The organism is Nocardioides sp. Root1257, assembly GCF_001425175.1.
Classification (GTDB): domain Bacteria; phylum Actinomycetota; class Actinomycetes; order Propionibacteriales; family Nocardioidaceae; genus Nocardioides.
In genome coordinates this window covers 1,234,312-1,246,983 of record NZ_LMDV01000008.1, presented here as the reverse complement: position 1 = coordinate 1,246,983, position 12,672 = coordinate 1,234,312, and the positions used below count along the sequence as shown (strand labels likewise).

13 protein-coding genes are annotated in these 12,672 nt (G+C 71.9%); 4 read left to right on the top strand and 9 right to left on the bottom strand.

Annotation, left to right across the window (positions count from 1 at the left end; genetic code table 11):
• Positions 1 to 4 precede the first annotated feature (4 nt).
• Positions 5 to 430: an OsmC family protein gene (locus tag ASC77_RS14110; protein ID WP_056153779.1), complete on the bottom strand. Its 426-nt coding sequence runs from the start codon at positions 428 to 430 to the stop codon at positions 5 to 7.
• A gap of 99 nt (positions 431 to 529) precedes the next feature.
• Between ASC77_RS14110 and ASC77_RS14105 the strand changes: the two genes are divergently transcribed.
• A complete protein-coding gene (locus ASC77_RS14105) occupies positions 530 to 904 on the top strand; it encodes a globin (RefSeq protein WP_056153777.1) in 375 nt (124 codons plus the stop codon).
• Here ASC77_RS14105 and ASC77_RS14100 read toward each other — a convergent pair.
• Together ASC77_RS14100 and ASC77_RS14095 are read right to left on the bottom strand one after the other, a co-directional pair.
• On the bottom strand, positions 888 to 1,727 hold the full coding sequence (locus ASC77_RS14100; RefSeq protein WP_056153774.1) for an acyl-CoA thioesterase: 840 nt from the start codon (positions 1,725 to 1,727) through the stop codon (positions 888 to 890). The two genes, ASC77_RS14105 and ASC77_RS14100, sit on opposite strands and share 17 nt — an antisense overlap.
• A 122-nt stretch (positions 1,728 to 1,849) precedes the next feature.
• Positions 1,850 to 2,029 carry a hypothetical protein gene (locus ASC77_RS14095; protein ID WP_056153771.1) on the bottom strand — a complete coding sequence of 60 codons (180 nt, stop codon included), beginning with the start codon at positions 2,027 to 2,029 and terminating at the stop codon, positions 1,850 to 1,852.
• A gap of 126 nt (positions 2,030 to 2,155) precedes the next feature.
• On the opposite strand from ASC77_RS14095, the gene ASC77_RS14090 reads away from it, so the two are divergent.
• Positions 2,156 to 2,770, top strand: coding sequence for a TetR/AcrR family transcriptional regulator (locus tag ASC77_RS14090; protein WP_162249828.1), 615 nt, complete (start codon positions 2,156 to 2,158; stop codon positions 2,768 to 2,770).
• Positions 2,771 to 2,865: 95 nt separating this feature from the next.
• The gene (locus tag ASC77_RS14085; RefSeq protein WP_056153765.1) at positions 2,866 to 4,080 is read left to right on the top strand and encodes an acetyl-CoA C-acetyltransferase; all 1,215 of its coding nucleotides are present in this window, start codon (positions 2,866 to 2,868) and stop codon (positions 4,078 to 4,080) included.
• A 3-nt stretch (positions 4,081 to 4,083) separates the two neighbouring features.
• On the opposite strand, the gene ASC77_RS14080 is transcribed toward ASC77_RS14085, so the two are convergent.
• Positions 4,084 to 5,172 carry a DNA glycosylase AlkZ-like family protein gene (locus ASC77_RS14080; RefSeq protein WP_056153762.1) on the bottom strand — a complete coding sequence of 363 codons (1,089 nt, stop codon included), beginning with the start codon at positions 5,170 to 5,172 and terminating at the stop codon, positions 4,084 to 4,086.
• Between the two features lie 48 nt (positions 5,173 to 5,220).
• On the opposite strand from ASC77_RS14080, the gene ASC77_RS14075 reads away from it, so the two are divergent.
• Positions 5,221 to 5,730 carry a MarR family winged helix-turn-helix transcriptional regulator gene (locus tag ASC77_RS14075; protein WP_056153760.1) on the top strand — a complete coding sequence of 170 codons (510 nt, stop codon included), beginning with the start codon at positions 5,221 to 5,223 and terminating at the stop codon, positions 5,728 to 5,730.
• On the opposite strand, the gene ettA is transcribed toward ASC77_RS14075, so the two are convergent.
• The 5 genes from ettA to ASC77_RS14050 all read right to left on the bottom strand — a co-directional run bounded on the left by ettA (position 5,731) and on the right by ASC77_RS14050 (position 12,639).
• Positions 5,731 to 7,413, bottom strand: coding sequence for an energy-dependent translational throttle protein EttA (gene ettA, locus ASC77_RS14070; RefSeq protein ID WP_056153758.1), 1,683 nt, complete (start codon positions 7,411 to 7,413; stop codon positions 5,731 to 5,733).
• 81 nt (positions 7,414 to 7,494) lie between these two features.
• Complete coding sequence (locus ASC77_RS14065) at positions 7,495 to 7,917, bottom strand: single-stranded DNA-binding protein (RefSeq protein WP_056153755.1); 423 nt, start codon at positions 7,915 to 7,917, stop codon at positions 7,495 to 7,497.
• 136 nt (positions 7,918 to 8,053) lie between these two features.
• Positions 8,054 to 9,709 carry a GTPase gene (locus tag ASC77_RS14060; RefSeq protein WP_056153752.1) on the bottom strand — a complete coding sequence of 552 codons (1,656 nt, stop codon included), beginning with the start codon at positions 9,707 to 9,709 and terminating at the stop codon, positions 8,054 to 8,056.
• A gap of 87 nt (positions 9,710 to 9,796) precedes the next feature.
• Positions 9,797 to 11,509 (bottom strand): dynamin family protein, encoded by a 1,713-nt coding sequence (locus tag ASC77_RS14055; protein WP_056153749.1) that lies wholly within the window; start codon positions 11,507 to 11,509, stop codon positions 9,797 to 9,799.
• Positions 11,506 to 12,639 carry a PrsW family intramembrane metalloprotease gene (locus ASC77_RS14050; protein ID WP_056154178.1) on the bottom strand — a complete coding sequence of 378 codons (1,134 nt, stop codon included), beginning with the start codon at positions 12,637 to 12,639 and terminating at the stop codon, positions 11,506 to 11,508. Before ASC77_RS14050 ends, ASC77_RS14055 begins: the two co-directional genes overlap by 4 nt.
• Between the last annotated feature and the right edge of the window lie 33 nt (positions 12,640 to 12,672).

Below are 12,672 nucleotides of genomic sequence, written 5' to 3'. Positions count from 1 at the left end.
CTCGCTAGCCGAGCGACGCCTCGAGCTTGATCGGGACGGCGGCCAGCGCCTGGCTGACCGGGCAGCCGACCTTGGCGCCCTCGGCGGCCGCGACGAAGTCCTCCTCGCTCATCCCGGGCACCACGCCCTTGACGGTCAGGCGGATCTCGGTGATGCCGGTGCCGGGCACGAAGTCCACCGCGGCGCTGGTGTCGAGCGAGGTCGCCGGCGTACCCGCCTTGGCGAGGCCGTTCGAGAGCGCCATCGAGAAGCACGACGAGTGGGCGGCGGCGATCAGCTCCTCGGGGCTGGTCTTGCCGTTGGCGTCCTCGGCCCGCGAGGCCCAGGAGACGTCGTACGTGCCGGTGCCGGAGGACTCCAGCGTGACCTGGCCGGCACCTTCGAAGAGGGTGCCCTCCCAGTGCGTGCTGGCGTTGCGGGTCGTAGCCATGTGCTGATCACTCCTCGTGCGTCGCTCGAAAAGATTCGGTGTCCGCGAGTCTGGCACGCCGGTGTCGAGCGGTCATCGGGGCGTCGTCACAATGGGACGGTGACGACCTTCTACGACGAGATCGGTGGCTTCGAGACGTTCCGGCGGATCGTGGCCAAGTTCTACGAGGGTGTCGCCGAGGACCCGGTGCTGCGGCCGATGTACCCCGAGGAGGACCTCGGCCCCGCCGAGGAGCGGTTCCTGCTGTTCCTCGTCCAGTACTGGGGCGGGCCGACGACGTACTCCGACAACCGCGGGCACCCGCGCCTGCGGATGCGGCACGCGCCGTTCGCCGTGACGCCCGAGGCCAAGGAGCACTGGCTGACGCACTTCCGCGCGGGTCTCGACGAGGTCGCCCTGACGCCGGAGCAGGACCAGCAGTTCTGGGACTACGTCACGCACGCGGCGCAGTTCATGGTCAACTCGTTCGAGTGATGTCCCGCTCGCGCAACCGGTCGAGGTAGGTGTCCGGCGGGACGGTCGAGCGCTGGGTCTGCTGGTCGAAGAAGACGATGGTCACGCGCGCCCGCGACAGCACGCTGTCGCCGTCGCAGATGACGGACTCGATGGTCGCGGAGCGCTGGCCGACGCGCGAGACCCACGACCAGGCGTCGTACGGCTCGGGGCGGAAGAGGATCGGCACCCGGTAGTCGACGTCGGTCTGGGCGACGACGATCGTCACCTGGTCGAGGCCCTCCCACATCCGGGCGATGCCGGAGATCCGGGCCTCCTGGAAGTACTCGAAGTACTTCACGTTGTTGACGTGCCCGTAGACGTCCACGTCGGAGAACCGCACGTGGACGGGGTAGTGGAGCGCGCCTCCCGGACGCTCGGCCGGGAACGGCAGGCGCGGCGTCGTCTCCTCGGGCTCGAGGAAGGACGACAGCATCACGCGCTCGGCATCGGTGATCCGACGCGGCCGCTCGGTCGTGAACACGTACGGCGTGAGCACGGTCTTCGCGCGCAGGTAGACCTGGCGCAGGCCCTCGGCGTCCTCGTGGAAGACCTCGTAGGCCACCGTGAAGGTGGCGGCCCGGACCTGGGTGACCCAGCACTCGATGCTCACCGGCCGGCGCCCGAAGTGCAGCGGCGCGGCGTAGGTGACCTCGTGGCGGACCACGACCGTGCCCTCGGCGAGCTCACCCTGCTGGGCGTTCGCGCCGTGCGTGCGCATCATGTCGACGCGGGCCTCTTGGAGGTAGTCCACGTAGACGACGTTGTTGATGTGCCCGAGCTGGTCCATGTCGGCCCAGCGCATCGGGCATTCGTAGCGGTGCCGCACGCCCCCGATGCTGCCAGACGCCGCTCGGTCGGGCGGACCGGCGCCCGCTTCTGGACGGACTGGGTACGTGGGGTGGTGCGTGGGGTGGTGCGCGTCGGTCAGTGGGAGAAGACGACGCGACCGTAGTAGCTGCGGAACGACTCGTGGCGGGCCAGGCGGTCCCGGCGGGCGCCGGCGACGCTGTAGGAGATCGCGCCGATCGCGGAGACGGCGGCGACGGCGGCCACGGCGAGGACGACGTAGGCCAGGACGACGAGGGTGGTGGAGATGGTGAACATGGTGGAACTCCTTCTACATCTGTAGTTCTCTACTTCTGTAGAAGGTACGCCTGTTGCCCGACCGAGGCAAGCGCGGAGGTAGTGTCTCCAGTCACAGCACCCACGAAGGACCTCATGCCCCACGCCATGCCCGACGCAGCAACCGCCACGGCGATCACCGCTCCGCTCTCCCCCCGCCGGCGGCAGCTGCTCGACGCGGCCCTGCACGTGATCGCCGACGAGGGTCTCAAGGGCCTCACCCACCGGGCGGTCGACCGGCGAGCCGGACTCCCGGAGGGCAGCTGCTCGGCGTACTGGCGCACCCGCAACGCGCTCCAGGCGGCGCTGACCGAGTACGTCGCCAGCGCGCTGCTCGACGACGTCGACACGCTCGCCGAGCAGATGCTCGTCTGCGGGGCAGACGAGCAGGCCGGGATGGACAGCGCGCTCGAGCTCTTCCTGCGGTGGCTGGACCAGCGCGAGCTCCTGGTCGCCCGGCTCGAGCTGACGATGGCCGCGAGCCGCGACGACGACCTCGCCGAGCTGCTGGCCGACCACCGCTCGCGCCTGGTCGCCATCGTCGAGCAGGTCATGACCGCGTCCGGCAAGGAGCACAGTGCCGAGCGCGCCGAGGCCCTGGTGGCGTCGTACGACGGCATCCTGCTGGCCGCGCTCCTCAAGCCGCCGAGCTCGCGGCGGGCCTTCCTGACCCGCTCGCTGGAGCTGCTCGGCATGCAGGTCGCCGACGTCCAAGGCGCGTGACGTACGCCTCAGCTGCTCCGTGAGCGGGCGGGGCTACTGTGGCTCCCGCAGCAGCACCGATCCCCTCCTGAGACCCCTTCTGAGACGGAGTTCCCATGCCCGAGGCAGTCATCGTTTCCGCAGCCCGCACCCCCATCGGTCGCGCCAACAAGGGGTCCATGACCGAGTTCCGCCCCGACGACCTGAGCGCCTTCATCGTCAAGACCGCGCTCGACAAGATCCCGGCGCTCGACCCGACCACCATCGACGACCACTACCTCGGCTGCGGCCTGCCCGGCGGCGAGTCCGGCAACAACATGGCCCGCGTCGTCAACGTGCTCAACGGCCTCGACGACGTCCCCGGTGCGACCATCACCCGCTACTGCTCCTCCTCGGTGCAGACCACGCGGATGGCGTTCCACGCGATCAAGGCCGGCGAGGGTGACGCGTTCATCTCCTCCGGCGTCGAGACCGTCTCGCGGTTCGCAAAGGGCACCTCGGACCACTGGCCCGACACCCACAACCACGAGTTCGACGAGGCGAAGGCCCGCACCGACAAGACCGCCGAGGGTGGCCAGGACTGGCACGACCCGCGCGAGGACGGCCAGCTGCCGGACGTCTACATCGCGATGGGCCAGACCGCCGAGAACGTCGCCAAGCTCCGCGGCCTGAGCCGTCAGGAGCTCGACGAGTTCGGTGTCCGCTCGCAGAACCTCGCGGAGAAGGCGATCAACGACGGCTTCTGGGCCCGTGAGATCACCCCGGTCACGACCCCGTCCGGCACGGTCGTCAGCACCGACGACGGCCCCCGAGCCGGCGTGACGTACGACGGCATCAAGGACCTCAAGCCGGTCTTCCGCCCCGACGGCGTCGTCACCGCCGGCAACTGCTGCGCCCTCAACGACGGCGCGGCCGCGGTCATCATCATGTCCGACACCAAGGCCGCCGAGCTCGGCCTCACGCCGCTGGCGCGGATCGTGTCGACCGGCGTGTCCGGGCTGTCCCCCGAGATCATGGGCCTGGGCCCGGTCGAGGCGACCAAGCGGGCGCTGGCGCACGCGAAGATGAGCATCGGCGACATCGACCTGGTCGAGATCAACGAGGCGTTCGCGGCGCAGGTCGTGCCGTCCTACCAGGAGCTCGGCATCGACCTCGACCGCCTCAACGTCAACGGCGGCGCGATCGCCGTCGGTCACCCGTTCGGCATGACCGGCGCCCGGCTGCAGAACACGATGCTGAACTCGCTCGACTGGCACGACAAGACCACCGGCCTGATCACCATGTGCGTCGGTGGCGGCCAGGGCATGGCGCTGATCCTCGAGCGGCTGTAGCCGCTACGGCACGAACCCCGAGAACGCCTGGCCGCGGAACGCGGCCAGGCGTTCTGCTTGCTCCTCGACCCCGTCGGGCAGGTCCGAGCCGTCCCAGACGGTGACGGCCACCTGGAGCCGGTCGCCCTTGCTGCGCGGGCGCCACGACCCGACCACCTCGGAGCCGACCAGGACTCCCCCGGGCCGTCCGATGGTGCGCCACAGGTCGGAGCGGGCATCGGGGTCGCGGACCACCAGCGCCCGGTCGCGGCCCTGCAGGAAGAGGTCGAACGGACCCAGCAGGCGGGTGCCGTCCGCCGTGGGCGGGTCGAGCAGCGCCTCCACGTCGTCGGCCAGGACGTCGAGCCGCGTGCCCTCGACCTCGACCGCCACGATGTCCTCGGGCCAGCGCTCCTTGACGTCGCGGACGGTCGCGTCGACGTACTCCGAGACCATCTTCGGGCTCGCCGGTCCGAAGAGGCGCAGCACGGCGCGCACGAGATCGAGGTGCTCGGGCACGGTCTTCGCCGCGCCGCGCCAGCGCGGGATCCGGCGCAGCACCGGTGGGGACGTGCCGGGCTCGAGCTCGAGGCCGGCCTGGAGAGCCGAGAGCCGGAACGGCTGCTCGTAGGTGTGCGTCGCCCGGCAGCGCTCGCACCAGCGCACGTAGGGGTCGCCGAGTCGGTCGGTCAGCGCCCCGGACATCTCGCCCTTCGTCACCGGACGGGCGGCGATCTCGCGCATCTCCGCGGCGACGTGGTCGAGAGCGTCGAGGACGGGGATGCCCGCCTTCTTGAGCTGCCGGGCGGCATCGAAGATCCGCTTGGCCGCGTCGGCCTCGCTCCACGGCGCGACGGCGGTCGCGACCTGGGCGACCTCGGACCGTCGGTAGGCGTGCGGCGCACCGCGCAGGGTCCAGGCGAGCACGAGGTCGTCGTCCGGCACGTGTGCGCCGCGGATCTCGAGCGCCCACCGCGCGCCGTCGGGTCCGGTGTCCTGCGCGCCGAGGTCGAGGATCGCAGCGTCGCGGTGGCGTCCGCTGCGGTCGAGCTGCTGGGCCGCGACCCGGAACCGCAGCACCTGGTCGCGGCTGATCGTCGGTGGCGCGCTCATGGCCCTATCCTGCGGCAGTCCACCGACGGGCCGTCCTACACTGCCCGGGTGACCGACTCGGGTGGCGGCCAGACTCCCTGGCTGGATGAAGATCAGCAGCGCTCCTGGCGTGCGCTGATCGTGGGCATGACTCTCCTGCTGGACCGTCTCGACGACGACCTGCGTCGCAGCTGCGACCTGTCGCTCGTCGAGTACGAGATCCTCGTGCGGCTCTCCGAGAGCGACGGCCGGCGGATGCGGATGGCGCAGCTCGCCGACGCGTTGGCCCACAGCCGCAGCCGGGTGACGCACACGATCACCCGGATGGAGCGCGCCGGCCTGGTCGTCCGGAGCAGCTCACCCGAGGACGGGCGCGGCGTCGTGGCGAGCATGACCGACACGGGCTACGACCTGCTCGGCCGGATGGCGCCGCTCCACGTCAGCGGGGTGCGCGAGCACCTCGTCGACCTGGCCAGCCGCGAGGACTTCGCGGCGCTCGGCCGGGTCATGGACGCCGTCGCCGACAACCTGATCGCCGCGCACCCCGAGATGGAGATCAGGGACGCGGAGCGGACCTGATCAGTCGCGCGTGAGGCGCCGGTGGGTGACCCGGTGCGGACGGGCCGCCTCGATGCCGAGCCGCTCGACCTTGTTCTCCTCGTAGGCCGCGAAGTTGCCCTCGAACCAGAACCACTTGGCGTCGTCCTCGTTGTCGCCCTCCCAGGCGAGGATGTGGGTCGCGACGCGGTCGAGGAACCACCGGTCGTGCGAGGTGACCACGGCACAGCCGGGGAAGTCGAGGATCGCGTCCTCGAGCGACGACAGGGTCTCGACGTCGAGGTCGTTGGTGGGCTCGTCGAGCAGCAGCAGGTTGCCGCCCATCTTCAGGGTGAGCGCGAGGTTGAGGCGGTTGCGCTCGCCACCGGAGAGGACGCCGGCCTTCTTCTGCTGGTCGGGGCCCTTGAAGCCGAACGACGCGACGTACGCGCGCGAGTTCATCTCGAAGTTGGCGACCTTGATGAAGTCGAGCCCGTCGGAGACGACCTCCCACACGTTCTTATTGGGGTCGATGCCGCCGCGGCTCTGGTCGACGTACGAGATCTTCACGGTCTGACCGACGTTGAGCTTGCCGCTGTCGGGCTGCTCGCCGCCGGTGATCATCCGGAAGAGCGTGGTCTTGCCGACGCCGTTCGGGCCGATCACGCCGACGATGCCCGCGCGGGGCAGGGAGAACGACAGGTCGTGCATGAGGGTGCGACCCTCGAACCCCTTGGTCAGGTCCTGCGCCTCGAGGACGACGTCACCGAGCCGCGGGCCGGCGGGGATGTTGATCTCGGAGGTGTCGATCTTGCGCATCCGGTCGGCCTCGGCCGCCATCTCCTCGTAGCGCGCGAGACGCGAGCGGCTCTTGGTCTGCCGGGCCTTGGCGTTGGAGCGGACCCACTCCAGCTCCTTCTCCAGCATCTTGGCGCGCTTGGCGTCCTTCTGGCCCTCGATCTTGAGGCGGTCCTTCTTCGTCTCGAGGTAGGTCGAGTAGTTGCCCTCGTAGGGGTGCGTCTGGCCCCGGTCGAGCTCGAGGATCCACTCGGCGACGTTGTCGAGGAAGTAGCGGTCGTGGGTGATCGCCAGGACGGCGCCCGGGTAGTCCTTCAGGTGACCCTCGAGCCACTGCACGGACTCGGCGTCGAGGTGGTTGGTGGGCTCGTCGAGGAGCAGCAGGTCGGGCTGCTGGAGCAGCAGCTTGCACAGCGCGACCCGGCGGCGCTCACCGCCCGAGAGGTTGTCGACGATCGCGTCCGCCGGCGGGCAGCGCAGCGCGTCCATGGCCTGGTCGAGGCGGCTGTCCAGGTCCCAGACGTTGGCGGCGTCGAGCTCGGTCTGCAGGTCGCCCGCCTCCGTCGCGACCTTGTCCTGGTCGGCATCGGGGTCGCCCATCATCATGTAGAGCTCGTCGAGCCGGGCCATCTTGCCCTTGATCTCGGCGACGGCCTCCTCGACGTTCTCGAGGACGGTCTTGCCCTCCGTCAGCGGCGGCTCCTGCTGCAGCATGCCGACCGTCGCACCGGGGTCGAGGATCGCGTCGCCGTTGTTGGCCTTGTCGAGCCCGGCCATGATCTTCAGCAGCGAGGACTTGCCGGTGCCGTTGGGTCCGACGACGCCGATCTTCGCCCCGTGCAGGAACGAGAGGGTCACGTTGTCGAGGACGACCTTGTCGCCGTGGGCCTTGCGCACGTTGCGCAGGGTGAACACATATTCCGCCATGGTCCCCGAGCCTAGTTGCCGGACCCCGAGGGGACCCGATCGGGGTCTCCGGCGTCTCGGCCCTCGACCGGCGTCGCTGGGCTACGCCGCCTGCTCGGGCCTCGCCTCCTCGCTGGCGGGGTCGGTCGTGGTCGCCGGCTCGGCGCGCTGCGTCTTCGTGAAGGCGCTGGTGCCCCGGCTCAGGTCGTGACCGACGTGGACGGCGTCGATCTCGAAGCTGAGCACCTCCACGTCGTTGCCGTTGACGTAGGTGCGCGTCTCCAGGCGACCGTGCACGACGACGGGGTCACCCCGGCGCAGCGAGCGGGCACAGTTCTCGGCCAGCGCCCGCCAGGCAGTCACGGAGTACCACTGCGTCATGCCCTCCGACCACGTGTCGGTCCGGCGGTTGTACTTCCGCGGTGAGCACGCGAGCCGGAAGCTCGCGACCGGGGCGCCGCCCGCCTCGCGCAGGTTCACGTCTCCCCCGAGCCAGCCGCGCACGGTGATGGTGCTGTCGGACATCTTCTTCTCCTCGTCTCGATCCAGGTGGACGGTTCGAGACTGGGCGCCGGCACCGACAGCGGCCGGCCGTGGCGGAGACGTCTGGGGACCAGGCTGTCAGAGGCCTGCCCTGTGGACGAGACGTGGCTCGGAAGGGTCAGGCGTGGGCGCGGGCGAGGCCCTCGCGGACCGCGGCGTACGCCGCGAGCTCGGCCTCGACCGGCTCGATGACCAGCTCGTGGGTGACGGTGTTGACGCCCTCACGCAGCCGCTCGTCGGCGCGGCCCGCACGCCGACGCGCCATCCCTCGCACCAGCACGCGGCAGACGAGCCCGAGGACCAGCCCGACCACCACGCCCCCGACCAGCAGCACGAGCGCGAGGGCGACGCCGCCGACCGACATCGTGTCCGGGTCGTCGAGCCGGCCCAGGCCGGCCAGCGCGGCGGTCCACACGAGGCCGGCGACGGCAGCGAGCAGCAGCAGCCACTGGAGGACGCGCACGATGCCGGCCCACGCCGGCAGGCGGGCGGCGCCGAGGTCGGTGTCGGCGAGCGCCTGGTCGAGTCGGTCGCCGAGCTGGTCCAGGCGCGACGCGGCGCCCCGGCGCACGGCGGCGACCCACGACGGGGTCATGCCGGCGCTGAGCTTGTCGGCGAAGCCGCGCACCTCGTCGTCGACCCGGGCGCGCTGCACCTGGGTGGCCTCGGGCAGGGCGGCCCGGGTCCGCCCGCTGAGCCGGCGGCCGTCCTCGCCGAGGTCGAGGTCGAGGCGCTTGAGGGGGTCGGACTTGATGCCGGCGAGCCACCCGAGGACCGGCCAGCCGGTCGCCCGGTTGCCCCGCCTGCGCAGCGACCGCTCGAGCGCCTCGACGACGACCGGCACGCCGGCCGCGTCGGCGAAGGCGTCGTCGAGCTCGGCGACCTGCGTCGGCTCGACCACCCGGGTCTGGACGTCGCCGTTGGCCTCGGCGAGCTTGCCGGCCGCCTCGCGGATGTCGGCGTCGAGGCGGGCGCGGGTCGACTGCTTCTCGGCGGAGCGGCGCGCGATCTCGGCACGCAGCTCGGGGATCCCGGTGCCCAGGCGCGCGCTGATCGGCAGCACCGGCACCCGGTCGAGGCCGTCCTCGTCGAGGAGGCGCCGGATGTCGTCGAGCATCGACTGGCGACGCTCCTCGGGCACGGTGTCGATGTGGTTGAGCACGACGAGCAGGACGTCCTGCTGCTCCACCGACGGCTTGAGGTAGCGGTCGTGGATCGCGGCGTCGGCGTACTTCTGCGGGTCGACGACCCACACCAGCAGGTCGGCGAGGGAGACCAGGCGGTCGACCTCGAGGTGGTGGGCGACCTCGGTGGAGTCGTGGTCGGGCAGGTCCAGGAGCACGACGCCGTCGAGCTCGACCTGCTGGTCGCTGCGGCCCAGGTCGAGCATCGAGTCACGGGTGGTCTGGTGCCGCGGCGGGATGCCGAGCCACTCGAGGAGCTCGTCGGCCCCGTCGCGTCCCCACACGCAGGCCGTCGCCCACGACGTGGTCGGACGGCGTACGCCGACGGCGGAGAGCTCCAGCCCGGTCAGCGCGTTGAAGGTGGACGACTTGCCGGAGCCGGTCGCGCCGGCGATCCCGACGACCGTGTGGGTCGCGGAGAGCTTCAGGCGGCCGGCGGCGCGGTCGACCACGCCTCGGGCGTCGTCGACGAGCCCGTCATCCAGACGGCCCCGGGCGGCCGTGGCGGCGCCGTCGAGACCGTCGATGCGGGCACCGATGTCGGTACCGCGGGTGACCAGCCGGTCGGTCCCCTCGAGCAAGGACGTCATCTTCTCCCTCGACCTGCCCGCAGCAGGGCGTGTTCCTTCGTGACAGTGCACCTACCACCCTAGGGCCTGGACCCTCGGACGACGGGATCAGGGCAGGGGTTCGCTGTCGGGCCGACTCTGCTCGTAGCGTCGGTCGTCGACCCGCCGCGCGGCGGAGCGGACGAGACGGCCCGCCTCGCCGTCGAGCCCGAGCCCGTCGAGGAGGCCGAGCGCGCGACCGCGCTCGGCGGCGATGAGCGAGCCGATCCGGCGCTCCAGGTCGGCCCGGCCCCGGGCGACGAGCGACGCGGCGTGCTCCCCGAAGACCGCGTCGAGCAGCGTGCGGCCGACCTCGGCCCCGCTCTCGCGGTCGCCGGGCGCGGTGTCCGCGAGGACGGTGACGGCCAGCGTCACGGCGAGGCCGCGGGCGCCGTAGGCCAGGTAGCGAGAGGTACGGCGATCGGCGTCGTCGGCCTTCACGAGCTCGGTCAGCTGCTGCTGCCAGGCCCGCACCTCGCCCTCGACGCTGCGCCGCAGGCCGCCGGACGCGCGACCCAGGTCGTCGGCGCCGGCGAGGACCGGGCCGGCGGTGCCGAGCTCGGCCCAGGCGGCGGCGGTCGCCGTCGCGGCGTCCTCCGCGTGGTCGACGACCATCAGCTCGACGGCCGACTCGATGGCGACCGCGACGCGCTCGGCCTGCTGGCCGGAGCCCTTGACCGCGTTGACGAGCCGGTCCCGGATCAGGCCGACGCGGCCCTCGAGCGAGCGCAGCAGCTCTCCCGTGCCGGCGAACTCGCGCCACCGCACGGCGACCTCGCCGCGGAGCAGGGTCCCGTCGGTGGCCGCGGCGACGGCGCGCTGCTCCGCCTCGTCGTACGCCGTGGTGGCGGCGTCGCGCAGCGCGCTGGCGGCGTTGAGCTGGAGGGTGAGGGCGTCGGCGAGGCCGTGCGCCTGGCGGGCCAGGGAGCGAACGGTGCCGTCGAGGGTCTGCCGGACCACGGCGGAGCGGGCGCCCGGGTCCTCGGCGAGCGACACCAGCCAGGCGCGCACGTCGGCGACCACGCTCGCGTCCAGGAGGCCGTCCTCCGAGACCGGCGCCTCGGCGACCGTGAAGAGCGGCGAGTCCTTGAGACCGCGCGCCGCGAGCATCCGGGCCAGGTGGGTGGCGACGGTGCGGACGGCGTCGGCGGGCGTCCGGTCCAGGACGATCGCGACGGAGGTGGACCGGTCGGCTGCGCGCTTGAGGTGCTCCCACGGGACCTGGTCGGAGTAGCGCGCCGCCGAGGTGACGAAGAGCCACAGGTCGGCCGCGGCCAGCAGCTGGGTCGCCAGGACCCGGTTGCCCTCCTCGACGGAGTCGACGTCGGGGGCGTCCAGGATCGCGAGGCCGGGCGGCATCGTGTCGGAGGCGACCAGCTGGAGCGAGTGCCGGTCGTCGGTGGGCTGCTCGACGCGGACCAGCTCGGGCAGCAGCCGGTCCTGCCCGAACCACTGCGCGTCGTCGGGGTGGTGGACCAGGACCGCGGAGCGGGTCGTCGGGCGGAGCAGGCCGGGCGCGGTCACGCGGCGGCCGACGAGCGAGTTGACCAGCGTCGACTTGCCGGCGCCCGTGGACCCGCCGACGACCGCGAGCAGCGGCGCCTCGACCGTCATCTGCCGGGGCAGGACGTAGTCCTCGAGCTGCTCGATCAGCTGCTGGCGGGACACGCGCAGCTCCGCGGCACCCGGTACGTCGAGTGCCAGCGGCGCGGCCTTGAGCGCGTCGTGCAGCTGCACGAGCGCCGTGAGCATGCGCGAGTCGTGGTCGGGAGTGACCGTCATCTGGTCGGTACCACCTGTCCGGGGAAGGCGATCGACGGACGGAGCGCGTCGATCCTCTGGAGGAACTGCTGGCCGCGGGCCGCGTAGTCGGGCGGCGGCGTGCCTCGCAGGTAACGGTAGTGGAGAAACCCGAGCTCGATGGCAGCCTGCTGGTACTCGCGCATCGCACGCTCGCCGTCGCGGCCTCCCTGCTGGCGTGCGTACGCCCGGCTCTGACGCCTGGCGGACAGGTCGACGACCCACCCGATGTCGGTCGCCGGGACCAGCCCGCGCGAGGCCGCGTCGGTGAGGGCCGAGGCGAGCATCCGGCGCTCGGAGCTCCGCGACCAGACAGCCAGGCCGACGACCGCGATGAACACCGGGGTCATCAGCACCAGGAAGGTCACGGCGAAGTGCCCGAGGTCGTAGGCCGAGGCCGTGTTCCAGACGGCGTGCGCCACGACCGCGCACCCGTAGCCGGCGAGCGGCCACAGCACCCGCCCGCCCGTGCTGCGGGCGTTGACCGCGAGGCCGACGCCGATGCCGGTGAAGGTCGTGAAGAGCGGGTGCGCGAAGGGGCTGATCACGCACCGCAGCACGAACGTGGACGTGACCGCCTCGGTGCCGCCCGGGCCGAGGCCGTCGGTGCCGTTGTAGGCAGCGGCCAGGTAGAAGATGTTCTCGGTGAAGGCGAAGCCGACGCCCACCATCCCGGCGTACACGATGCCGTCGAGGACGCCGTCGAGCTCCGCGCGGCGCCACCACAGCAGCAGGATCAGGAAGAGGCCCTTGCACGCCTCCTCGGTCACCGGCGCGACGATCTCGAGCGTCTGCTGGTCGGTGAAGCCCGCGACCAGGCCGCCGATGCCCTGGAGCAGGATCGCGGCCGCGGTGGCGACGAAGCAGCCCCACAGCAGGCCGGCGGCCAGCAGGCTGCGCGGCTCGGGCTCGTAGCGGTCCAACCACAGGTAGCAGGCCACGATCGGCCCGACCGGGACGGCGGCCAGCAGGGCACCGAGGGCGATGCTCGACGGTGCGCCGGAGAGCGCGGCGATCGCCAGGATCAGCAGCGCACCGAGGCCGACCAGCACCGTCACCACGACCGTGAACGCAGCCGACGACACGGCGCTCTCACGATGGTTCCCGGGCATGGACGGCAGCCTATCGGGGGTGATCCGGAGGGC

Excerpts from the sequence above, each read along its gene's own strand:
- ASC77_RS14110 (WP_056153779.1), bottom strand. The coding sequence starts at position 430 with ATGGCTACGACCCGCAACGCCAGCACGCACTGGGAGGGCACCCTCTTC.
- ASC77_RS14100 (WP_056153774.1), bottom strand. The coding sequence starts at position 1,727 with ATGCGCTGGGCCGACATGGACCAGCTCGGGCACATCAACAACGTCGTC.
- ASC77_RS14095 (WP_056153771.1), bottom strand. The coding sequence starts at position 2,029 with ATGTTCACCATCTCCACCACCCTCGTCGTCCTGGCCTACGTCGTCCTC.
- ASC77_RS14090 (WP_162249828.1), top strand. The coding sequence starts at position 2,156 with ATGCCCGACGCAGCAACCGCCACGGCGATCACCGCTCCGCTCTCCCCC.
- ASC77_RS14085 (WP_056153765.1), top strand. The coding sequence starts at position 2,866 with ATGCCCGAGGCAGTCATCGTTTCCGCAGCCCGCACCCCCATCGGTCGC.
- ASC77_RS14080 (WP_056153762.1), bottom strand. The coding sequence starts at position 5,172 with ATGAGCGCGCCACCGACGATCAGCCGCGACCAGGTGCTGCGGTTCCGG.
- ettA (WP_056153758.1), bottom strand. The coding sequence starts at position 7,413 with ATGGCGGAATATGTGTTCACCCTGCGCAACGTGCGCAAGGCCCACGGC.
- ASC77_RS14065 (WP_056153755.1), bottom strand. The coding sequence starts at position 7,917 with ATGTCCGACAGCACCATCACCGTGCGCGGCTGGCTCGGGGGAGACGTG.
- ASC77_RS14060 (WP_056153752.1), bottom strand. The coding sequence starts at position 9,709 with ATGACGTCCTTGCTCGAGGGGACCGACCGGCTGGTCACCCGCGGTACC.
- ASC77_RS14055 (WP_056153749.1), bottom strand. The coding sequence starts at position 11,509 with ATGACGGTCACTCCCGACCACGACTCGCGCATGCTCACGGCGCTCGTG.
- ASC77_RS14050 (WP_056154178.1), bottom strand. The coding sequence starts at position 12,639 with ATGCCCGGGAACCATCGTGAGAGCGCCGTGTCGTCGGCTGCGTTCACG.